Source organism: Planotetraspora thailandica, assembly GCF_016863335.1.
Classification (GTDB): Bacteria; Actinomycetota; Actinomycetes; order Streptosporangiales; family Streptosporangiaceae; genus Planotetraspora; species Planotetraspora thailandica.
Genome location: NZ_BOOR01000005.1, coordinates 132,145 through 153,275, shown reverse-complemented (window position 1 = coordinate 153,275; position 21,131 = coordinate 132,145). Strand labels below are relative to the sequence as shown.

Genomic DNA, 21,131 nt, shown 5'->3' with positions numbered 1-21,131 from the left:
CCGGGCTTTCGGATCCGAGACAACGGAAGCGGCATTCGCCCCCGATAAGACAGGGTCCATGACTCTGAGTATGAACGCCCGTCGATGCGGAGCGGGCACTGATAAATACCTCATGTGGAGTCCCCACGTGACTCAGCCGCGTGGAGGCGGTTTGCCGGGGGGATCCGGACGTGTCGCTCATCCCATCGTGCAGGCGATTGGCGGCGGCACGTCAACCATGCACCGGGATCGCACGCAATCGCAATGAGGCGCGCCAGAGTCATTCATTTCGCACACCTCGGGCGAAATTTCCGGACATGAAAAGCGAATGCGCTTATTTCAGCTCATGGTGGTGGGAGAAATGCCGCCCTATCCCCGCGTATCGCTCGTCGCGTCATGCCGGCTCACCACATCATGCGCCGCCGCGTCATCCGGGCTCACCGCGTAATCCCCAGCCGGCACGCCATCCGCCGCGTGATCCCCGGCCGGCACGTCGTCCCGTACGGCTTTCGCCGCCGACCAGATCGGCAGCGTGAGGATCATGGTGAGACCCCCGCCCGGGGTCTCCTCCGGGGTGAGGGTGCCGCCCATGGCCTCGGCCAGCCCGCGCGACAGGGCCAGCCCGAGCCCCACGCCGCTGTGGTTGTCCCGGTCGCCGAGCCGCTGGAACGGCATGAAGACCCGGTCGTGGTCCTCCCGCGGGATGCCGGGCCCGCGGTCGATGACCCTGATCTGCGCGTGATCGCCGTGCCAGCTGGCGGTGACCAGCGGCGGCTCGTCCGGCGGGCTGTAGCGGACCGCGTTGGCCATGATGTTGACCAGGATGCGCTCCAGCAGGTCGGGGTCGGCGACCACCTCGGGAAAGTCATGCGTGATGTCCGCGTGCACGCGGCGGCCCACCGGCACGGGTCGCCCCGGCGGCAGGGCGGAGCCGGGAAGGTCCGGCTGTCCGAGATCGTCGATCGCCCGGGGCACGACCTCCTCCAACGCCACTGCCTGTGAGTGCACGCCGAGCACCCCCGCCTGCAGCCTGCTCATGTCGAGCAGGTTCGCCACGAGCCGGTTCAGCTTGGCCAACGACTCCTCCGCCGTGGCGAGGAGCTCGGACCGGTCCTCGGCCGACCAGTCGACCTCGGTGCTGCGCAGGCTCTCGACGGCCGCCTTCGCCGAGGCGAGCGGGGTGCGCAGGTCATGGCTCACCGCCGCGAGCAGTGCCGTACGCATCCTGTCGGCCTCTGCGAGGGGCCTGACCTGTTCGGCCTGCCGTTCCAGCCGTTCCTGCCTGAGGGCCACGGCCGCCTCTGCGGCGAACGCCTCCAGCACCCGCCGGTCGGAGGCGTCGAGCAGCCGTCCGCGCAGCGCGAGCACGAGGTCGTCGTCGATCGGCATCTCCGTGTCCGCGATCCCGGGGCAAGTGCAGGGCATGCCTCCGGTGGTGGCGACGATGCGCCACGCCTTGGGGTCGGTCTTGTCGCCGAGGCTGGGCTCCACGTCGGGTTGCCGTTCGAGCAGGGTGACCGACGCCAGGCCGAAGACCTCCCTGAGCCGCGACAGCAGCGACGGCAGCGCGGCCTCGCCGCGCAGCACATGTCCGGCCAGCGCGGAGAGCACCTCGGCGTCGGCGCCCGCCCGTGACGCCTCCCGCGTACGGCGCGCCGCCAGATCGACGATCGCACTCACCGCGCCCGCGACCAGCACGAACACGATGAGGGCGAGGAGGTTTTCGGGGTTGGCGATCGTCCACGTGTGAACAGGCGGTGTGAAATACCAGTTGAGCAGCAGGAAACCGCCGACGGCCGCCGTCATCGCCGGCCACATGCCGCCCACCAGGGCGACCCCGACGACGGCCGCGAGGAACAGCAGGATCTGGCTCGGCAGCGTCAGGTCTCCGCGCAGCGGCAGCAGCAGCGCCGTGAGCGCGGGCACGCCGAGCACGGTGAGCGCCCAGCCCGCCAGCCTGCGGGTCCTGGTGAGCGCGGCCCTCGACGGTGTGGGCCGCCTGCCCTTGCTGACCTCGTCATGCGTGATCATGTGGACGTCGATGGCCCCCGACAGGGTGGTCACCGTGAATCCGACGCCCCGCGAGAGCAACTGTGCCAGCCGCCCCCGGCGTGAGACGCCGAGCACGAGCTGGGTGGCGTTCACGCCGCGGGCGAAGTCGAGCAGGGCCCGCGGCACGTCCTCGCCGACGACCTGGTGGTAGGTGCCGCCCATGCTCTCCACGAGGGCGCGCTGCCGGGTGAGGCCGACCGGGTCGGTGCCGCTCAGCCCGTCGGCCTGGGTGACGTGCACGGCGAGCAGGTCGGCGCCCTTGGTCCTCGCCGCGATCCTGGCCGCCCGCCTGATCAGCGTGTCGCCTTCGGGACCTCCGGTCAGCGCGACGACCACCCGCTCGCGGGTCTCCCAGGTGCCGGCGATGCCGTGCTCGGACCGGTAACGGTCGAGCTGGTCGTCGACCTTGCCCGCGACCCAGAGCAGCGCCAGCTCGCGCAGGGCCGTCAGGTTTCCCACGCGGAAGTAGTTCGACAACGCCGCGTCGACCTTCTCCGGGAGGTAGACGTTGCCGTGCGCCATGCGGCGGCGCAGCGCCTCCGGCGACATGTCGACCAGCTCCACCTGGTCGGCCCGCCGCACCACCTCGTCCGGCACGGTCTCACGCTGGGGCACGCCGGTGATCTGCCTGGCGACGTCGTTGACCGACTCGAGATGCTGGATGTTGACCGTGGAGACGACGTCGATGCCGGCGTCGAGGATCTCCTCGATGTCCTCCCACCGCTTGGCGTTGCGTGAGCCGGGCACGTTGGTGTGGGCCAGCTCGTCGATCAGCGCCGTCTTCGGCCGCCGCGCGATCACCGCTTCCACGTCGAGCTCGGTGAACGTCGCGCCCCGGTAGGAGACGACACGGCGCGGCAGGATCTCCAGCCCGTCGAGCAGCTCGACGGTGTGGGGCCGGTCATGGGTCTCGACGAAGCCGACCACGACGTCGCGCCCGCGCCTGCGCGCGCGTCCGCCCTCGCTCAGCATGGCGTAGGTCTTGCCCACGCCCGGTGCGGCCCCCAGGAAGATCCGCAGCCGTCCGCGTGGCATGTCGCCTCCCCCAAAACGTCAATGGAACCAACGGTACGGCCGGCTCCGGGCCAAGCGAACACGCAAATCGGGTGATACGGGTGCGCATTGACAGGTTGGCTACGCGGTCGGCGCGGGTCTTGACGGCTCCTTGACGTGGAGAGGCCGGCCTCCCGGCGGTGTCCGGGGGCCGGCCTCAGGAGGGTGCGTCAGCTCCGCGCGCGGCGCAGGCCGAGCACGCCCACGACGGTGCCGATGAGTCCGACGGCGATGCCGACGGCGCCGATCGTGCGCGCCGTGGAGTCGGTGTCAGACACGGCGGCCGTCTCGGTGCCCGCCGCCGCCACGGTGGGCGCCGCCGACGGGGCGGCGGACGCCGCGCCGCCGTGGTCGTCGTCGCCGGTCGCCGCGACCAGCTTGAGCGCCGGCACGGGGTGCTCGCCCTCAGAGCCGTCGGCCTTCGGCGGGTCGGCCCACTTCACGACCTCGCCGTTGGAGTAGGTCTGCGTGGTGGGGAAGTCGAGCTCATCGACGGTCTTGGGCAGCGGGCCCACCGACACCTCGAACTCCTGGAACTGGCCGGGGTCGATCTTGCCGCCCGTCCAGGTGATCTTCAGCACCGACTCGGTGACCTTGTCTCCGTCGTCGTCGACGACCGGCTGGGGCAGCTTGCCCTGGGTGACCTTGACATCCCACCCGGGCACCGGGCGGACGGAGACGAACGGCAGCGGATGGTCGGTCGGGAAGTCGACCTCGATCTTGTCGGTCGTCGCCGCGTCCCTCTCGTTGGGAACGCGGAAGGCGATCTTGCTCCAGCTGCCCTTCTCCGCGGTGCCGGGGTTGATCGTGACATGCGCCAGGGCCGGTACGGCCAGGCCCACGGTGAGGGCGACGACGCCGGCGGTGACGGCACCGGCACGGCGGATGGCGGCGTTGAACGCCATAGGGAGTCTCCACTTCTGGCTACGGGGATCGAACGATGATCCGTTCACGGGGAACGGCGACAGCGCGCGAGCCGTACCGGAAGGATCCCTATGCGGGGGTGGTTCCGGCGGCCCGCACGAAAGTGCACAGACCGGCCGGAAGCGGTGGCCCACGCCGGGTGACGGCGTGGCGCAGCCCCCTGCGGGGGCGAAGGGGCGAGACGGTGGCGGGGAACCGCCACGACAGGGGCGCCGCGGGCGCGCCGAGGTCGCCGCGGATCAGCGAGAGCAGGACGCGCAACGATCCCGTGACACGCGCGCCCGCCCTGCGCAGCAGCGCCCACAAGGCGCTCTCTCCGCGGGCCAGCCACCAGCCGGTGATCAGCGTGGCGGTGAGGTGCGCGATGAGCATGCCGAGATCGGGGCCGAGACCGCTGTGCCCGTGGGCGGACAGGAACGACGACGACGTCGCCACCGCCGGCGTGACCCGGTCGAACAGTTCATGGAGGAACAGCTGCGCGACCGCCAGCAGCACGCTGATCGTGGGGGCGGAGCGTTCGCGCCCGGCAAGGGCGATGGTGAAGGCCAGCACCACGGCACCGGCCGCCAGCACCGTCTTCAGCGACGGGAGCACTCCCCCGCCGAGGCGGTGCGCGGCGGCGGCCAGCAGTACGCACACGACGGTGAAGAACACCGATCGGGCGAGGCGGAGGGGCAGCCGGGCGCGCATAACGCCCCACATGGTCTCATGCCAGCCGACGCGCGCAACCCCCTGCACCGATCATGGCAACCAGGACACCTTGCCGCGCAGCATGCCGTACCCGACGAAGGCGACCGCGTCGATCAGCGTGTGCGCCACGACCAGCGGCATCGCGCGGCCCCAGCGCTGGTAGAGCCTGCCGAAGATCAAGCCCATCACCACGTTGCCGATGAAGCCGCCGAACCCCTGGTAGAGGTGGTAGGAGCCGCGCAGCACCGACGCGACGCCCACCGCGCGCCAGGGCGACCAGCCGCGCTGCGCCAGCCGGTGCAGCAGATATCCGCTGACCAGCACCTCTTCGAGCACGCCGTTCTGCGCCGCCTGGGCCAGCAGGACCGGCACCCGCCACCAGGTGGAGGGCAACGTCTCCGGCACGACGTTGAGGCTGATCCCCGACTGGAAGGCCACGAAGTAGAACGCCAGGCCGGTGCCGCCGATCAGCGCCGCGAGCGCCGCGCCGCGGAGCAGGTCGCGGCCGGGCTCGCGCATGTCGACGCCGATCGTCCTGAAGGACTCGCCCGACCTCGCCAGCAGGTAGGCGACCAGCCCCACCGGGGCCACGTTGATCGCGATCGCGGCGATCTGCAGGGTGAGGTCGAGCCAGGGCCTGCCTGGGGCGAGCGACCCGACGAGCACGGCCTCCTGGCCGCTGAGCGACGCGGGCGCGGTGAGCGCGCCGATCAGCCGGATGAGCGACAGCAGCGCACTGGCTCCGAGAGACACCGAGAAGACGGCGACGATCTCCGGGCCGATGAGCCGGGGAGTGAGCCCACGCAGGTCGGCGGACGCCGGTCCGGACTCCGGGGTGGCGGTCACCGGCGTGCACCGGCGACGACCGGGCCGGCCGTGACGGCGGCTACCCTGAGGCGGGTGGAGGCATGGTCATCCATGCCCGCAGGCTAGTCGACGTGCCTGAGAGGAGAAGACGGTGTCGGATCTGCCAGACCTGTCCGAACGCCTCCCGGCGACGAGGCGGGCGCTCCACGGCGTCGCCGAGCTGGTCATGGCCGGCCCGCAATATCGCACGAGCGGCACCATCAGGCTCCGCATCGTCCCCGGCGGCTTCGCCACCGTCGCGGCCCCCGAGCTGCGCGTGGACGCGGACGCGCTGATCACGGCGGCGGGAGCCCGGCTTCCGCTGCACGAGGTCACCTACGCGGCGCTGGCGGACGCCGCGGGCGTCGACGGCGGCCGGCCCGAGGGGCTCTACCACGACAGCTCAGGCGCCGACGCGGCCGACGCGGTGGAGGTCGATCCTGAGGCGGCGGCCCACCTGACGGACTGGCTCGCGGCGGGCGACGCCGCGCTGCGGCGGCTCGCCCCCGGTCAGGACCCGGTGCTGTGGCCCGAGCACTTCGACCTCGCCCTCACCCTCGACGAGGTCAACTACGGCGTCTCGCCGGGAGACGCGGCTATCGGCGAGCCGTACGCGTATGTGGGGCCGTGGCGGCCCCACGAGGGCGCCTTCTGGAACGTGTCGTTCGGCGCGGCCCGCACGCTCACCGAGCTGGGCGGCGCGGGTCCGGACGTGGCGGCCGGCCTGGCGGCCTTCCTCGAGGAGGGCCGCCGCCAGGCCGGCGCGTCGAGCTGACCACCGTCAGTACGGCAGGGCTCGGTTGGCGAAGGGGGCGGCCACGAAGGGCGCCTTGAACTTCGGGAAGGCCACGGTGTTGGCGTTGCCGTCCGAGGTGTAACGGTCGTTGGGGTTGGCGTTCAGCCAGTCCAGCCACGCGGCCGAGCAGAACTTCACGCAGTCGCCGACCTTCTCCTTGGACCGGATGCGCGGGATGCCCACCGGGTCGAAGTCCTTCGTGTACGGCGACGGCGCCGGCGTGTAGCCCGCCAGGAAGACGCCGCGGTAGTCGTATTTCACGTTCCCCGCCGAGCCCTGCATCGCCCACTTCTTGTTGCGCGGCTGGTTGCCGTACGGCAGGGCCAGCGTGACGGGCGGCGTCTTGATCAGCGTGGTGATCAGGCTCTGGCCGGCCGCGATCTGGTCCTCGACCTCCTTCTCGTCCTTGCCGAGGAGGTTGAGGTGATCGCGGGTGTGGTTGCCGATGTCGAACCCGTGGTCCTTCAGCCATCCGAGGACCTGGATCTGCTCCTCCGGCTTGGCCATGCCGAAAAGGTCGCGGATCACGTAGAAGGTCGCCACGGGACGGAAGCCGGGGTTCTTCTTCGCCACGTCCATCAGGATGCCGACGGCCGTGTCGGGCTTCGGGTTGCCCATGCCGTCCAGGGTGAGCTGCGACGGCGAGGAGTCGTCGAAGGTCAGCACCACGGGGTGCTTCCCGGCAGGAATGCCGATCTTGCCGGTGACATATTCGGCGGCGGTGATGGGAACGTAGTTCTCCTTGGCGAGCCGCTCCAACTCCGCGCGGAACTGCGCGGGCGTGCGGTCGTCGCCCGGGGGCGGCTTCTCAATGATCCGGTGGTACATGATCACCGGGATCTGGCCCAGCTCGTTGGCCTTGACCCTCGCGGCGATCTGCGTCTCGGCTTTGCGCTCGGAGGCGGCGGCGGCCATGTTGCTCGCCTTGGCCCGGGCCTGCGCGGCCTTGTCCGCCTCGCTCTTCCCGGATCCGCACGCGACTGACATTGCGATGACGCTCAACGACGCCACCCCGAGACCGGCAACCCTCAAGCGTCCCATGGCTCCCCTTCCAACGGGCACCGGATGACGATGAGTCAGGTACTACCCGGGTCACCAGCGGAATTCACAGAGAGTAGGACAAACATCACCCAGCGTGAATCTCCGTGGCTCTTACCTCAAGGGAGAGACCATCAGGCCTCCGGGGGCGCGGGCGGCCGCGGCAGGGTACGGCCTGTCGGCCCTCTTCTAGATTTGGGGCTCGGCGCTGAACGCGACGCCGTCGCCGGACAGCTCCACCGGCCCGTCCGACGCGGGGACGAACACCGACTCCCCGGGGTGCAATTTCACCTCGGAACCCACGTTCACGCCGCCCTCGACGCAGACGACGATGCGCGGCACCGCGCCGCCCAGCACGTGGCCGCCGGCGGGCGTGATCCGGCGCAGCAGGAACTCGGGAGCCGGGGGCACGTAGGCGTCGCCGTCCTGAGCGATCGCGAGCGGCTGCGCGCCGGGCACGGTGATACGCAGCAACTCGTCGACGTCGATGTGCTTGGTCGTCAGGCCGGCCCGCAGCACGTTGTCCGAGCCCGCCATGATCTCCACACCGAAACCGTCGAGGTAGCAGTGGAGCACGCCCGCGCCGAGGTAGAGCGCCTCCCCGGGGGCCAGCTCGTGGCGGTGCATCAGCAGCGGCGCCAGCACCGCGGGGTCCTCCGGATATTGCCGGGCGAGGCGGCAGACCAGCTCGTAGTCGGCCAGGTGAATCGACGCGGCGGCCCACACGATCGACTCCACCAGCTCGCGCTTGGAGCCCGGCCACTCCAGCAGCACACGCAGCGCGCCGAGCACGTCGTCGGCGGCCAGCCGTGACACGACGGTCTGCAGCGCCTCGATCTGCAGCCGCTCGACCAGCATCGCCGCCTGCTCCGCCGGGCGGAATCCGGCCAGCCCGGAGAACGGCGTGAGCGCGCAGATCATCTCGGGCTTGTGCCAGGAGTCGGAGTAGTTGGCGTCGCCGCGTGCGAACGCCTCAGCCGCCTGCTCGCTCGTCGGGTGCACCTGCAACGACAGCGGCGCGTCGACCGCGATCAGCTTCATCAGGTACGGCAGGCGCGGCCCGAACCGGGCCACCGTGCCGGCGCCCAGCGTCCCCTCGGGATCGGCCGCGATCGCCTGGTCGAGGGTGAGCTCGGCGCTGTCTCTGACCAGCCGGGAGGGCCCGGACGGATGCGCGCCGAGCCACATCTCGGCCTCGGGTCCCGACGCCTCTCTGCCCATCAGGGTGGCGATGGCCGTCCGGGAGCCCCAGGCGTAGTCCTTGATCGGGTTGATGAGCTGGTCCACGTACGTCCTCATTAGGCGATGGCCGATGAGCGTCTGAGCCTAACAACCCCCGGAAACGCATGGCGAGGTGCTCCCACGGACGTCGGGTGAACGATTCACGGCCACGCACGCCGGCGGTTCATCCGGCTTCACCCGCCTCACCGCCAAAAACGCGGAAATCCACTGAGGGGCTTGAAGACGCGCGGCTAACGTCATCGGCCACACTCGACGCCCTCCCCTCCGACGGACGTCCATAGGAGGGGAAAGCCGATGACGAACCACCGCACCTCACGCCGGGGCGTGACCGCCCGTTCTTACGTCTCATCGATCACCGACCCGTTCCAGCGCCGCGCCGGCCCAGGATCTACAGATTTCGCCCGTTCTTAGAACTTTTCGCACGATGCTCACGTCTACACAGACGGAAGCGGGGACCGATCACCGCTCACAGCATGTCGACCGGGCCGTAAAAATTGGTTTACAGGATAGATCGCTACACTTGGCCCGGTTTGCCGCGCTGGCTCTCGATCTAGGCCCAAGGCCCAGGTCCGAACCTCAGGAGTCATGAAGAGTGGGTCACGTCGACGTCCGCCCTGCCCCACCCTTGGAGGAGCCGCAGGCGGCACCCCGCATCGTGCCGAAATGGCGGGCCTGGTTATGGTCGGCGCTTGCGGCGGTGCTCGGGGTGCTCGTGGGCGTGGGCACCTTCGTCGTCGTGGGATACAACAAGCTCAGTGGCAACGTGCGGCATGAGGCTGTGACCCAGAAGGAGCTCGGCCCACGCCCCCCGAAGATCAGCGAGGCGCTCAACATCCTGATCGTCGGCTCCGACCAGCGCAACGGCGCCAATGCGAAATACGGCAAGTTCGTCGGAGAGCGAACCGACACGATCATCCTCGCGCACATCTCGCCGAACCGGGACGGCGCGACTCTGATCAGCTTCCCTCGCGACTCCCTCGTGAAGTTGCCCTCCTGCCCCGCCAAGAAGGGCGTGACCGGCCAGAGCGCACACGTGGGCATGATCAATGAGTCGTTCAACTCCGGTGGCATCGCCTGCACCTGGAAGACGATCGAGCAACTGACCGGCATTCGCATCGACCATTACGTGAAGGTCGACTTCACCGGGTTCAAGGCGATGGTCGACGCGGTGGGCGGGGTGCCCGTCTGCCTGGCCGAGCCGATCGACGACAGGAGGGCGCTGCTGCACCTGTCCGCCGGAAAGCACCTTCTGAAGGGCGAGGAGGCGCTCGGTTACGTCAGGGCCCGCTACAACGTCGGCGACGGCTCCGACATCGGGCGTATCCAGCGCCAGCAGATGTTCCTGTCGGCGATGGCCAAGAAGGCGATGAGCGGCCAGACGCTGACCGACCCGCAGGCGCTGTTCGGCTTCCTCGACGCCGCGACCAAGTCGATCACCACCGACCCCGATCTCAGCATCGGCGTGATGAAGGACCTCGCGATGAGCGCGAAGGGCATCACCGCCGGGCAGATCAAGTTCGTGACCACTCCCTGGCAGTATTCGGCCGCCGACCCGAACCGCGTCGTCTGGGTCGAGCCGCAGGCCAAGAACCTGTTCAAGATGGTCGCGGCCGACCAGATCTCCAAGGACGTCAAGAGCGGCGAGCAGAAGATCCCGAAGGGGCAGGTCCAGATCGTCGTCCAGAACGGCACGGGCGTGTCCGGTGTCGGCACCACGGTGGCCGACGAACTCAAGGCCCGCGGCTACAAGGTCTCCAAGGTCACGACCGCGAAGGCGCCGGCCAAGAAGACGACCCTCAAGTACGGCCCCAACGGGGAGTCGCGGGCGCCCCGCCTGTTCCGCGAGCTGAAGAAGGGCACCACCCGCGCGGTCACCGACACCGACACCAAGGCGCTCGTGCTCGTCATCGGATCGGACTGGAAGGGCCTCAAGACGCCGAAGTCGCTGGACGACGTGAACGGTTTCGACGCCACCCAGGACACCTGCACCCCCGCGTGATCATGCACACCCACCTCGTGATCATGCAGAAGTTCGGTGCCGGCAGCGACGACCAGGCCGTACACCGATCGTGATCATGCGGGTATCTAAAGAAGTAATCCACCTAGTGCCTGACCTGCTGCGATGCCTCTCGGGGGAGTCACATCCCCCGAATAATCCCCACGGTTGGGGACCGTGGGGTGAGGCTAGGCCGAACGTCGGCGGTTCAGTGCATCCCTGGCGGCACTCCTGGAGAGTTCCGAGATCGGCGAGGTGGTGTCCTTCCACGACACCGAGCCGGACATGGCTCCCGAGCCTGCCAAGACGCTCACCGGCGTCGCTGCCATTCGGGCGCTCCTGGACAACGTCAGCGCTACTGAGAGCGCTAAGGGCGACACCCCCATCAAGACCGCCAAGGCTGGGCGGATCGAGCATGGGGACGTTCGTAGTCGATCATGGATCGCCCCCCGAGTGATCGCGACGATGAGAACGAGAATGATCAATGAAGAGCTCTAAAGCTTGGCTCTGGGCAGCCGTGGCGATCCTCAGCCAAGTGGCCGCCTACCTTCAAATAACTGAACCTGTGCATGGGAGTCGCACTCTGCATGCGATCAGCACCGTGCTAGCCCTCGGCGTAGCACTTGCTTGTGCATGGCGGGCAGGTCGTGAGAGTGCCAATCGTGGGACGGCTGAACCGTCCGAGTGATCGCCTAGGCGAGCATCCAAGCATCCACCGCTAAGAACCATCGCGGGCTACCGGACTCGAACCGGCTCACCCCACCGGGGAACGAACGCACTAGGCGCTTGCCTGAACTCCCATTCAGCATTTGCCCGCGCTGGCAGGGGCAGTGTGGCATACCTCGCGAGCACTGGGCCTGATCACCCGATCAGCCAAGTGAGCATCATCGATCGCCTGAGCGATCAGGGGGCGATCGGTTCCCGATCTCCTGCCCTGTTGGGAGCCGTGGAGAGCCTTGGCTTCTTGAATCCTCACTCCACACACAATCCCCACGGAGGGGACCCAAAGGGGCCCCATGGCTCTCCATCACTCCGAACCCAGAAACCGATGCTGACCAGGGAGAACAACACTCCTCCGGATCACTCCGAAGCAGAGGACACTAGGCGGAAAACCCCTGTCGATACCATGCAGAAGTTCGGTGCCGGCAGCGACGACCAGGCCCGATTCCTATGTGATCATGCACACCCACCACCGAGTGTGCATGATCACGTACATGGGTCCCCCGAAACGGCGGCCGGAACGGCGCCGGGGGGTCCCGTCAGAATAGCCAGCCGAGCAGGCCGCCGCCGTCATCCGAGGTCGGGCTCGGCGACGGAGAAGGAGCCGGCGGCGTGGGCTTCGTGGTGGGCGCGGATGTGTTCCTCGGGGGTTCCGGCGTCTTGACCGCGCCGCCTCCCGAGCCGGGGGTGGGCGTCGCCTTGTCCGCCGGAGGCCGCGACGGACGGAGGCTGGGCCGGGGCGAATGCGCCGACACGGGAATCAGCACCTCACCGGGGTCCGGAGCGGCGGTCTCGCCGGAATCGGCGGGCGGCGCCTCGGTCACCGCGGGGGACGACACGGGCTTGGCCGCACAACCGGAGCCCGACGGGCACGCGGACTCCGCCGGCTGCCCGACCCACGCGGTCAGCGCCCAGACGGCGCCGACGACGACGGCCGCGATCGCACCCGCGCGCAGCAGCACACCCTTGCGCCGGCGGTCCGGCTCGTCGTATCCGCCGCCCGGCCCGCCACCGGAGCCGTCGCCGCCCCGCCAGCCGGAGCCGAGGAATCCCCCGGGCTCGGTCACGCCCTCCTCGCGGGGGTGACGCTCCTGGTCGCCACGGGAACCGTGCCGGTCGTCCCAGCGGTCGTCGTCGCCGTCGTCCCAGGAGTCGGAGGCGTCCTGGTGGCCCTCCCAGCCGTCGCGGCGCTCCCGGTGCTCGCGGCGTTCGTCCCAGTCGTCGTCGGCGTCCCAGCCTTCGGCCTCCGCGTCCGGGTGGTCGGCGTCGTCGGCGCCCTCCCCGGACAGACGTTCCATATCGGCCTTGCGTCTCCATTCGCTGGACAGCAGATCGTCTCCATCGGCGTCGGAACGGCGGGCCGCCGCGTCGCCGAGATCTTCCGACCAGAACCGTTCGCCATCCGCCGGGGAGCCGTGCGAGACGTACGGCCGGACGAACGATCCGGTCTGCTCGATGGAGTCGTCAGGGACCGGGTCGACCATGACGGTCCTTCCTTTAGCCAGTCGTGCTCGCGCAACTTCTTAGCATCATCCGACACCAGTTGTCCGGAAATTTCACAACAATCACTGTAATCACAACCCGAGATCGTTGTGGTTCGGGCGAGCGCGCCCCAAGATCTCGCCATGACCCCTCTACGCGACCGGGTGGGCGGGCACATCGGGGCTGTCAGGCGGTTCGGGGAGAGTCACGGAGTTCGGAATGCGGGCAGAGCGTGCGGCCGTTCTCCGGGTGTTGTCGCTCACCCTCGGCTCGGCGGTCCTGTGGGGGCTCGCCCACCTGATCGCGGGCCGCACCCGCATGGGCCTGGTGCTGGCGACCTCCTACATCATGCTGCTCGGCACGATCATGACGTTCCTCACCGCGCTCAGGCCGCTCCTCGCGCGCATGCTCGTGCAACCCGAGTGGCTGCTGCGGGTGATCGTCGCCGCACTGCTCATCGCGGCGATCTGGACGGCCGTCATCGTGCGGTCCTACTTCCTCGCCCGGCCCGCCGACCTCACCGCGCGCGGACGCCAGGTCACCGCCGCCGTGATCACCCTGGCGTGCGCGGTGCTGATCGTGCCCCTCGCCGCCGTGAGCAGGATGGCCTTCGTGTCCCGCGACCTGCTGACCTCGCTGTTCGCCTCGGACGCCGACGGCCCCTGGGACGGCCGGAACGTCAACATCTTGCTCGTCGGCGCCGACGCGGCGAAGAACCGGCCGGGGGCGCGGACCGACAGCCTCACGGTGGCCAGCGTCGACGTGCGCACCGGGCGGACGGTTCTGTTCGGCCTGCCGCGCAACCTGCAGCACGCACCGCTCCCGCCCGGCCCCGCGCGCGACATGTTCCCCTGGGGGTTCCATGCCACGGACACAGCGACGCCCGGGCTGCTCAACGAGATCTACCAATGGGCGAGCGACCATCCCGCGATCGCCCCGGGCGCGAGCGCGCACGATCGCGGCATCGCCGTGCTCAAGGGCACGGTGAGCGAGATCCTCGGGATCCCGGTGCCCTATTACGCCATGGTGGACATGCACGGCTTCCGCGAGGTCATCGACGCCATCGGCGGAGTACGGGTCACCATCAGGCAGGACATTCCGTACGGGCTGGAGGGCGGGGTCTTGCAGGCGGGCACGCGCACGCTCGACGGCGAGCAGGCCCTGTGGTTCGGCCGCTCGCGCACCGGCAGCGACGACTACGTGCGGATGGCCCGGCAGAAGTGCCTGATCAACGCGGTCGCCAAGCAGGCGGACGCCATGACGGTGATGCGGGGGTTCGAGAGCATCGCCGCGGCGGCCAAACAGTACGTCAGGACCGACATCCCCCAGCGCCTGCTGCCCGCGATCGTCGATTTGTCGCAGAAGGTGCGGGCCGGCGAGATCCGCAGCCTGCCGTTCGTGCCGCCCCTGATCGACACCGCCCACCCCGACTGGTGGCTGATCAAGCGGCGGGTCTCGTCGGCGTTGTCCCGGCACTCCTCGCCGTCTTCGCCCGCTTCGTCCTCCCCTGCGCCTTCATCTGCGGAGACTCCGCAGGTGCTCGACGCCGTCTGCTGAGCGCCGCTACGTACGGCCGATCACGGTCGAGAACGACCCGATCCAAAAAACCCACCACACTTGACGGGAATCTACCTTGCCCTCTTTAATACGACGAAGCCGACTTATTAAGTAGGAATAGAGGAGACGGGCAATGAGAGTACGCAGGCTCGGGGGGATAGCGGCCGCTGCCGTGGCGACCACAGCCCTGGTCACCGCCTGCGGGGGAGGGAACAGCTCTGCCGGGGGGGACGGCAAAGTCCAACTGGCGCTCGTCGCCTACTCCACACCGCAAGCGGCGTTCGAAGACATCATCAAGGCCTACCAGCAGACGCCCGAGGGCAAGAACATCACCTTCACCCAGTCGTACGGCGCATCCGGCGACCAGAGTCGCGCCGTCGCGTCCGGGCTCAAGGCCGACATCGTGGAGTTCTCCCTCGAGACCGACATCACCCGGCTCGTCGACGCGGGCCTGGTCGCGAGCGACTGGAACAGCAACGCCACCCACGGATTCCTGACCAAGTCGATCGCCGTCATCGGAACCCGCAAGGGCAACCCGAAGAACATCAAGACGTGGGACGACCTGATCAAGCCCGGCGTCGAGGTCATCACGCCCAACCCGTTCACCTCGGGCGGCGCCCGCTGGAACCTGCTCGCGGGGTACGGCGCCAAGTCGAACAAGGGAGCCGACCAGGCGGCCGGGCTCGACTACGTCGGCAAGCTCCTCGCGAACGTGCCCGTCCAGGACGACAGCGGCCGCAAGTCGCTGCAGACCTTCGTCGGCGGCAAGGGCGACGCGATCATCACCTACGAGAACGAGGCGATCTTCGCGCAGCAGAACAACCAGCCGATCGACTACACCGTGCCCGACTCGACCATCCTGATCGAGAACCCGGTCGCGGTGACCAAGAACTCGGCCCACCCCAAGGAGGCGGCCGACTTCCTGAAGTTCCTCTACTCCAAGGACGCGCAGACGATCTTCGCGAAGAACGGCTACCGGCCCGTCCTCGACGGCATCACCGGCTTCAACTTCCCGACGCCGCCGCAACTGTTCACCATCAACGACCTGGGCGGCTGGCCGAAGGTCACCAAGGACTTCTTCGACGCCAAGACCGGCCTCGTCGCCGACATCGAGCGCAAGCTCGGAGTGGCGACGGAGAAGTGACCCGGACGTGACGACCGACGTCGCAGTACGCCCCGCCCCTCCGCCCGGACCTCCGGGTGGAGGGGCGCGGGCGCGTTCGCGCTTCTCCGTACCGGGCGGCACCGCGCTCGGCCTGGGCTCCTCGGTCCTCTACCTGAGCCTGATCGTGCTGATCCCGCTGGCCGTCGTGGCCTGGCGCTCGCTCGACGAGGGCCCCGGGTACTTCTGGCGGGCGGTCACCACCCCCGACGCGTGGGCCGCGCTCACGCTGACGATCGGCGCCTCGGCGCTCGTGGCGGTGTTCAACCTGGTCATGGGCACGATCATCGCGTGGGTGCTGGTCCGCGACCGGTTTCCCGGCAAGGCCGTGGTCGACACGCTGATCGACCTGCCGTTCGCGTTGCCGACCATCGTGGCCGGCCTCGTGCTGCTCGCGTTGTACGGCCCGGAGAGCCCGCTCGGGATCAACCTCGCCTACAGCAGGGCCGGCGTCGTGCTGGCGCTGCTGTTCGTCACGCTTCCGTTCGTCGTCCGTACGGTGCAGCCGGTGCTGCTGGAGCTCGACAAGGAGATGGAGCAGGCCGCGGCCTCCCTCGGGGCAAGCCCGTTCCAGACCTTCCGGCGCGTCATCCTGCCCAACCTCGTTCCCGCGATGCTCTCCGGCACGGCGCTGGCGTTCACCCGGTCGATCGCCGAATTCGGCTCGACCGTGCTGATCTCCGGCAACCTGCCGTTCAAGACCCAGGTCGCGGCCGTCAACATCTTCAGCCAGATCGAGGGTGACAACACCACGGGAGCGGCGGCGATCTCCACCGTGTTGCTCGTCGTCGCGCTGGTGGCGCTGGTCTCCCTCGACTTCCTGCAACGCTGGGGGAGCCGCCGTGGCTAAGTACGGACTCCGCACGATCGCCATCGCCTATCTGTTCTTCCTGCTGGTCCTGCCGGTCGGCCTGATCATCTGGCGGACCTTCGGCGACGGCCTGCAGCCGGTCGTGGACGCGCTCAGCTCGCCGTCGGCCGTGCACGCCTTCCAGGTCACGCTCACCGTCGCGCTCTGGGCGGTGGCCGCCAACACCGTCTTCGGCATCGGCACCGCCGTCCTCCTCGTACGGCACAGCTTTCCCGGCAAGCGGCTGCTGAACGCGCTGATCGACCTGCCGATGGCGGTCTCGCCGGTCGTCGTCGGCCTGGCGCTGATCCTCGTCTACGGCAAGTTCGCCCCGGTCGGCGGCCTGCTGGAAAGCTGGGGCATCCAGATCATCTTCTCCACCCCCGGCATGGTGCTCGCCACGGTGTTCGTGGCGCTGCCCCTGGTGGTGCGCGCCGTGGTGCCCGTGCTGGAGGAGCTCGGCGACGAGCAGGAGCAGGCGGCGCACACGCTCGGGGCGAGCCGCCTGCAGGCGTTCCTCCGGATCACCCTCCCGGGCATCCGGTGGGCCCTCGCCTACGGCATCGTGTTGTGCCTGGCCCGCTCGCTCGGCGAGTACGGCGCGGTCGCCGTCGTGTCCGGGCGGCTGGTCGACCAGACCCAGACGCTCACCCTGTTCGTCGAGGAGCGGTTCCAGAACTTCGACCAGCCGGCGGCCTTCGCCGCCGCGACGGCTCTCGCCCTGATCGCGGTGATCACCCTGCTCCTGACCAAGCTTCTGCGCCCGAAGGGTTGACCATGGCCATCGAAGTTCGCGACGTGAACAAGTCCTTCGGGACGACGCCCGTCCTGCGTGACGTCTCGATCGACGTCGAGTCGGGTTCGCTCACGGCCCTGCTCGGCCCCAGTGGCGGCGGCAAGTCGACGCTGCTGCGCGTCATCGCGGGGCTGGAGCAGCCCGACACCGGCACGGTGCACATCTCCGGCGTGGACGCCACACGCCTGTCGCCGCAGCGGCGCAACGTGGGGTTCGTGTTCCAGCACTACGCCGCGTTCAAGCACCTGACGGTCTTCAGGAACGTCGCCTTCGGACTGGAGATCCGCAAGCGGCCCAAGGCCGACATCCGCAAGCGCGTCATGGAGCTGCTGGAGCTCGTGCACCTGGAGCAGATGGCCGACCGCTATCCCGCGCAGCTGTCCGGCGGGCAGCGCCAGCGCATGGCTCTGGCGCGGGCGCTGGCCGTGGAGCCGGAGGTGCTCCTGCTCGACGAGCCGTTCGGCGCTCTCGACGCGCAGGTGCGCAAGGAGCTGCGCACGTGGCTGCGCCGCCTGCATGACGAGGTCCACGTGACCACGGTGTTCGTCACGCACGACCAGGAGGAGGCGATCGAGGTCGCCGACACCATCGTCGTGCTGGCCGGCGGGCGCGTGGAGCAGGTGGGCAGTCCCGCCGAGGTCTACGACAACCCGGCGAACCCGTTCGTCATGCGCTTCCTCGGCCCGGTCACCGAGATCGGCGGCAACCTGGTGCGCCCCCACGACATCGAGATCAGCGCCGATCCGCAGGAGGGCGGCACCGCCGCCACGGTCTCCCGGATCGTACGGCTCGGCTTCGAGGTGCGGGTCGAGCTGCGGATCGACGGAAAGGACGCGTGGGTCCAGGTCACGCGGTCCTTCGCCGATCAGCTCGGCCTCAAGCCCGGCGACACCGTCAGCGTCAGGCCCAACCCGGGCGCCCGTTCCCTGGCCCTGGCCGCCGTCTAGCGGCCAATCGCACATGCGGCTTTCGGCCAGGACGCAGTACGCCCTGCGTGCCGCCGCCGAACTGGCGGCGGCACCGGCGGGACCCGTGCCCGCCGAGAGGATCGCGGCTGCCCAGGACATCCCTCGCAGGTTCCTCGACAACATCCTTCTCCAGCTGCGCCGTGCCGGCCTGATCAACAGCCAGCGCGGGCCGGACGGCGGCTACTGGCTGGCCAGGCCCGCCTCGGAGATCACGCTGGCCGACATCATCGTGGTGGTCGAGGGAGTCTCCCAGGAGAGCGAACGTTTCCCCGGGGTCGCCGAGCCCCTCGCCGACGTGTGGGTCGCCTTACGCGAGTACGAGCAGGCCACCCTCACCGAGATCACCCTTGCGCATATTGCCAGTGGTTCACTTCCGCCCCTTTAGTTATGGAAGACTCCCGCTTGCAGTGAAATTTGCCTATGTATAGGGGCAGGCGAAATGGGTGCCGCGGGGCAGCTGATCGTCAAGCGATACCGGCTGGTGCGCGCCCTCGGCCAGGGCGCCACGGGCATCGTCTGGGAGGGTCACGACACCCTGCTCGACCGGCCCGTCGCGGTCAGGCAGGTGCTGCTCCCCTCTGACCTGCGCGAGACCCGCCGGGTGGAGATCATCCAGCGGATCGCCCGCGAGGCGCGCCACGCCGAGCGGCTGCGCCACCCCCACATCGCCGCCGTGCACGACGTCGCCGAAGAAGACGGCGAGCTTTATCTGATCATGGAGCTGGTCCGCTCCCGCTCGCTGGACGGCATCGTCGCCGGCGAGGGGCCCCTTCCCCCGGGACGTGCCGCGACGATCGCGCGCAACGTCCTGTCGGCCCTGACCTACGCCCACGCCTCAGGCGTACGGCACGGCGACGTGCGGCCGGCCAATGTGCTGATCGGCCACGACGGGCGCGTGGTGCTCGCCGACTTCGGCATCGCCTCCCTGGCCGCCGACCCGGCGTTCGGCCACGCCGGCGGCGGGCGGACACCCGCGCACGGCGGCCCGATCAGCCGCGGCACGGCCGCCTTCCTCGCCCCCGAGCGAATGGAACGCCCCGGCGACGGCCCCGCCACGGTCGCGTCCGACCTGTGGTCGCTGGGCGCGACCCTGCACATGGCGGTCACGGGGAAGCCGCCCGCGGGCGTGCCCGGCGACGTCCCCGGCCCGATCGGCGACGTCGTGCGCGGCCTGCTCGCCAAGGAGCCACGCAAACGGCTCAGCGCCGAGGCGGCCGACCAGGCACTCGCCGAACTGGAAACGCCCCCGCCCGCCTCCGCCCGCCCGCGTGGCGGGAGCCGTACCAAGGTGATCGCCGGGGTGGCGGCGGTGCTCGTCGCCGGAGCGGTCGGCGGCTGGGCGGTCCTGCGGCCAGGGCCGGCGCCGGGCGAGACCGGGGTGCCGACGGCCATGGCGGCCAAGGTCAGCCCGAAGCCGTCCGCGACGCCGTCGAAGAGCCAGACGCCCGCCAAAACCCTGAAGCTGACGTGGTACAAGTCCGATGCCGGCTGGAAGGCCGGCGTGCCCAAGGACTGGAACCGCGTGCCCGCCGACTTCGCGATGTGGTGGTTCGACCCCAAGGGCCGGGGGCAGCTGACGGTCGAGGTGACCGAGCAGAGCGGCACCGACCCGCTTGGAGCGCTCCGCGAGGCCGAGGCGATGTTGCGTCCGACGGTGACCGGCTACACCAAGGTGCGGCTCAAGTCGTCGTCCACCAAGTACGGCCCGGCCGCCGACTGGGAGTTCACCTGGACCCAGCGCAAGGCCTCGGACAACGCCCATCTGGCCAAGGGCGTGGCCTACCACCAGTTCCGCCGGGTCATCTCCACGGACACGACCACGAGCGTGCTGACCTGGACCACCACGGCGGCCGACTGGGAACGCCTGCGGGCCACCCAGCGAAAGGCGTTCTCACTTTTCAAGCCGCCGGCCTGACGCGCGAGGCCGGTCACGGAACCCAGGACTGCCCGATCTCATCCTCGTCGCGGAAACCCCGCAGATGCCCGAGGTCGGCGACGAGGAACCGCGCGGCCACGTGGATCGCGCGCAGGGTCGCGGCGACGGAGGGACGCTGCACGCTCGACTCCCGTGCGACCGCGTAGACGTGCCGGGCGACGGGCTCACCGGGCAGGTCCCTGACGACGACGCCCCTGACTCCGGCGGCCAGGGCGAGCGCCGGCACGGCGGCGATCCCGATGCCCCGGGCCACGAGGCTGAGGATCGTGCCGAGCCCCTCGAACTCCCAGGCCACGGGTGGCGCCCCGCCCACTCCCATCATCAGGCGGTCGACGGCGGTGCGGGACGGCTCGCCGTCCGGGGTGGCCATCCACGGCTCCTCGCGCAGGGCGAGCAGGTCGACCGGCACGGAGGGGTCGGCCATGGCGTGCCGCCGGGGCACCACCAGCACCAGCGGATCGACGAGCAGTGGGAAGGCGCGCACCGAGGTGCCGCGGCGCACCCTCCCCCACCAGTCGTCGATCAGCGCGATGTCGACCTCGCCTGACTCGACCTCGCGCATGCCGCGCCCCGATCTGCTCTGCCGCAACCGCAGGGACAACTCGCGGTGCCGCCGGAGCGACCGGGCGAGCGCGGGGGCGAAGGCCACCGCCGCCGTAGGGAACGCGGTCACCACCACACGGCCGGACGGCGTGGCCGCGTGAGCAGACAGGTCCGACTCGGCCGTCTCCACCATCGCCAGAATGCGCTGGGCATGGTCGACCAGCCGCCATCCGGCGTCGGTGAGCTCGGCGCTCCGGGACGTGCGGTCGAGCAGCGCCGTCCCCGCCTCCCGCTCCAGCGCGGCCAGCTGCTGTGACACCGCCGACGCGCTGTAGCCCAGTGAGGAGGCGGCCGCCGCGATGCTCCCCCTCCTGGCGAACTCGCAGATCAGGACCAGCCTCCGCAGATCGAGCATCAGTGTTCCTTACTCCCAGCACCTGAAAGCCTCGCTTGTGCTGATGCCCATACCCCCGAGAGGCTGGGAACGTTCCGCCGATTCTG

General features: G+C 69.6%; 17 protein-coding genes. 9 read left to right on the top strand and 8 right to left on the bottom strand.

The window, feature by feature from the left end:
- Nucleotides 1-348 precede the first annotated feature (348 nt).
- The 4 genes from Pth03_RS03510 to Pth03_RS03495 all read right to left on the bottom strand — a co-directional run bounded on the left by Pth03_RS03510 (nt 349) and on the right by Pth03_RS03495 (nt 5,544).
- Nucleotides 349-3,066, bottom strand: coding sequence for a DUF4118 domain-containing protein (locus Pth03_RS03510; RefSeq protein ID WP_203942627.1), 2,718 nt, complete (start codon nt 3,064-3,066; stop codon nt 349-351).
- A gap of 188 nt (nt 3,067-3,254) precedes the next feature.
- Nucleotides 3,255-3,989: a YcnI family copper-binding membrane protein gene (locus tag Pth03_RS03505; RefSeq protein WP_203942626.1), complete on the bottom strand. Its 735-nt coding sequence runs from the start codon at nt 3,987-3,989 to the stop codon at nt 3,255-3,257.
- 88 nt (nt 3,990-4,077) lie between these two features.
- The gene (locus Pth03_RS03500) at nt 4,078-4,710 is read right to left on the bottom strand and encodes an MFS transporter (protein WP_203942625.1); all 633 of its coding nucleotides are present in this window, start codon (nt 4,708-4,710) and stop codon (nt 4,078-4,080) included.
- A gap of 39 nt (nt 4,711-4,749) precedes the next feature.
- Nucleotides 4,750-5,544: a CPBP family intramembrane glutamic endopeptidase gene (locus tag Pth03_RS03495; RefSeq protein WP_203942624.1), complete on the bottom strand. Its 795-nt coding sequence runs from the start codon at nt 5,542-5,544 to the stop codon at nt 4,750-4,752.
- Nucleotides 5,545-5,656: 112 nt separating this feature from the next.
- On the opposite strand from Pth03_RS03495, the gene Pth03_RS03490 reads away from it, so the two are divergent.
- Nucleotides 5,657-6,319 carry a hypothetical protein gene (locus Pth03_RS03490; protein ID WP_203942623.1) on the top strand — a complete coding sequence of 221 codons (663 nt, stop codon included), beginning with the start codon at nt 5,657-5,659 and terminating at the stop codon, nt 6,317-6,319.
- Between the two features lie 6 nt (nt 6,320-6,325).
- On the opposite strand, the gene Pth03_RS03485 is transcribed toward Pth03_RS03490, so the two are convergent.
- Both Pth03_RS03485 and manA read right to left on the bottom strand, forming a co-directional pair.
- Nucleotides 6,326-7,327, bottom strand: coding sequence for a polysaccharide deacetylase family protein (locus Pth03_RS03485; RefSeq protein WP_239118727.1), 1,002 nt, complete (start codon nt 7,325-7,327; stop codon nt 6,326-6,328).
- Between the two features lie 240 nt (nt 7,328-7,567).
- Nucleotides 7,568-8,665, bottom strand: coding sequence for a mannose-6-phosphate isomerase, class I (gene manA / locus Pth03_RS03480; RefSeq protein WP_203942621.1), 1,098 nt, complete (start codon nt 8,663-8,665; stop codon nt 7,568-7,570).
- 547 nt (nt 8,666-9,212) lie between these two features.
- On the opposite strand from manA, the gene Pth03_RS03475 reads away from it, so the two are divergent.
- The gene (locus Pth03_RS03475; RefSeq protein WP_203942620.1) at nt 9,213-10,619 is read left to right on the top strand and encodes an LCP family protein; all 1,407 of its coding nucleotides are present in this window, start codon (nt 9,213-9,215) and stop codon (nt 10,617-10,619) included.
- 1,256 nt (nt 10,620-11,875) lie between these two features.
- Here the strand turns inward: Pth03_RS03475 and Pth03_RS03470 are convergent.
- A complete protein-coding gene (locus Pth03_RS03470) occupies nt 11,876-12,820 on the bottom strand; it encodes a hypothetical protein (protein WP_203942619.1) in 945 nt (314 codons plus the stop codon).
- A gap of 217 nt (nt 12,821-13,037) precedes the next feature.
- On the opposite strand from Pth03_RS03470, the gene Pth03_RS03465 reads away from it, so the two are divergent.
- The 7 genes from Pth03_RS03465 to Pth03_RS03435 all read left to right on the top strand — a co-directional run bounded on the left by Pth03_RS03465 (nt 13,038) and on the right by Pth03_RS03435 (nt 20,066).
- The gene (locus Pth03_RS03465) at nt 13,038-14,375 is read left to right on the top strand and encodes an LCP family protein (RefSeq protein ID WP_203942618.1); all 1,338 of its coding nucleotides are present in this window, start codon (nt 13,038-13,040) and stop codon (nt 14,373-14,375) included.
- A gap of 133 nt (nt 14,376-14,508) precedes the next feature.
- Complete coding sequence (locus Pth03_RS03460) at nt 14,509-15,519, top strand: sulfate ABC transporter substrate-binding protein (protein ID WP_203942617.1); 1,011 nt, start codon at nt 14,509-14,511, stop codon at nt 15,517-15,519.
- A 7-nt stretch (nt 15,520-15,526) separates the two neighbouring features.
- Nucleotides 15,527-16,387 carry a sulfate ABC transporter permease subunit CysT gene (cysT, locus tag Pth03_RS03455; protein ID WP_203942616.1) on the top strand — a complete coding sequence of 287 codons (861 nt, stop codon included), beginning with the start codon at nt 15,527-15,529 and terminating at the stop codon, nt 16,385-16,387.
- Nucleotides 16,380-17,162, top strand: coding sequence for a sulfate ABC transporter permease subunit (locus Pth03_RS03450; RefSeq protein WP_203942615.1), 783 nt, complete (start codon nt 16,380-16,382; stop codon nt 17,160-17,162). The genes cysT and Pth03_RS03450 overlap by 8 nt, the downstream gene beginning before the upstream one ends.
- A 2-nt stretch (nt 17,163-17,164) precedes the next feature.
- On the top strand, nt 17,165-18,130 hold the full coding sequence (locus tag Pth03_RS03445; RefSeq protein WP_203942614.1) for a sulfate/molybdate ABC transporter ATP-binding protein: 966 nt from the start codon (nt 17,165-17,167) through the stop codon (nt 18,128-18,130).
- A 13-nt stretch (nt 18,131-18,143) separates the two neighbouring features.
- Nucleotides 18,144-18,536 (top strand): RrF2 family transcriptional regulator, encoded by a 393-nt coding sequence (locus Pth03_RS03440; RefSeq protein WP_203942613.1) that lies wholly within the window; start codon nt 18,144-18,146, stop codon nt 18,534-18,536.
- A gap of 54 nt (nt 18,537-18,590) precedes the next feature.
- Nucleotides 18,591-20,066 carry a serine/threonine-protein kinase gene (locus Pth03_RS03435; RefSeq protein WP_203942612.1) on the top strand — a complete coding sequence of 492 codons (1,476 nt, stop codon included), beginning with the start codon at nt 18,591-18,593 and terminating at the stop codon, nt 20,064-20,066.
- A gap of 13 nt (nt 20,067-20,079) precedes the next feature.
- Here Pth03_RS03435 and Pth03_RS03430 read toward each other — a convergent pair whose 3' ends face one another.
- The gene (locus tag Pth03_RS03430; RefSeq protein ID WP_203942611.1) at nt 20,080-21,045 is read right to left on the bottom strand and encodes a LysR family transcriptional regulator; all 966 of its coding nucleotides are present in this window, start codon (nt 21,043-21,045) and stop codon (nt 20,080-20,082) included.
- Nucleotides 21,046-21,131 lie beyond the last annotated feature (86 nt).

Coding starts and splice junctions, on each gene's coding strand:
- Pth03_RS03435 (WP_203942612.1), top strand. CDS start 18,591: ATGGGTGCCGCGGGGCAGCTGATCGTCAAGCGATACCGGCTGGTGCGC.
- Pth03_RS03430 (WP_203942611.1), bottom strand. CDS start 21,045: ATGCTCGATCTGCGGAGGCTGGTCCTGATCTGCGAGTTCGCCAGGAGG.
- Pth03_RS03445 (WP_203942614.1), top strand. CDS start 17,165: ATGGCCATCGAAGTTCGCGACGTGAACAAGTCCTTCGGGACGACGCCC.
- Pth03_RS03485 (WP_239118727.1), bottom strand. CDS start 7,327: ATGTCAGTCGCGTGCGGATCCGGGAAGAGCGAGGCGGACAAGGCCGCG.
- Pth03_RS03500 (WP_203942625.1), bottom strand. CDS start 4,710: ATGTGGGGCGTTATGCGCGCCCGGCTGCCCCTCCGCCTCGCCCGATCG.
- Pth03_RS03505 (WP_203942626.1), bottom strand. CDS start 3,989: ATGGCGTTCAACGCCGCCATCCGCCGTGCCGGTGCCGTCACCGCCGGC.
- Pth03_RS03465 (WP_203942618.1), top strand. CDS start 13,038: ATGCGGGCAGAGCGTGCGGCCGTTCTCCGGGTGTTGTCGCTCACCCTC.
- Pth03_RS03440 (WP_203942613.1), top strand. CDS start 18,144: ATGCGGCTTTCGGCCAGGACGCAGTACGCCCTGCGTGCCGCCGCCGAA.
- Pth03_RS03470 (WP_203942619.1), bottom strand. CDS start 12,820: ATGGTCGACCCGGTCCCTGACGACTCCATCGAGCAGACCGGATCGTTC.
- Pth03_RS03510 (WP_203942627.1), bottom strand. CDS start 3,066: ATGCCACGCGGACGGCTGCGGATCTTCCTGGGGGCCGCACCGGGCGTG.
- Pth03_RS03460 (WP_203942617.1), top strand. CDS start 14,509: ATGAGAGTACGCAGGCTCGGGGGGATAGCGGCCGCTGCCGTGGCGACC.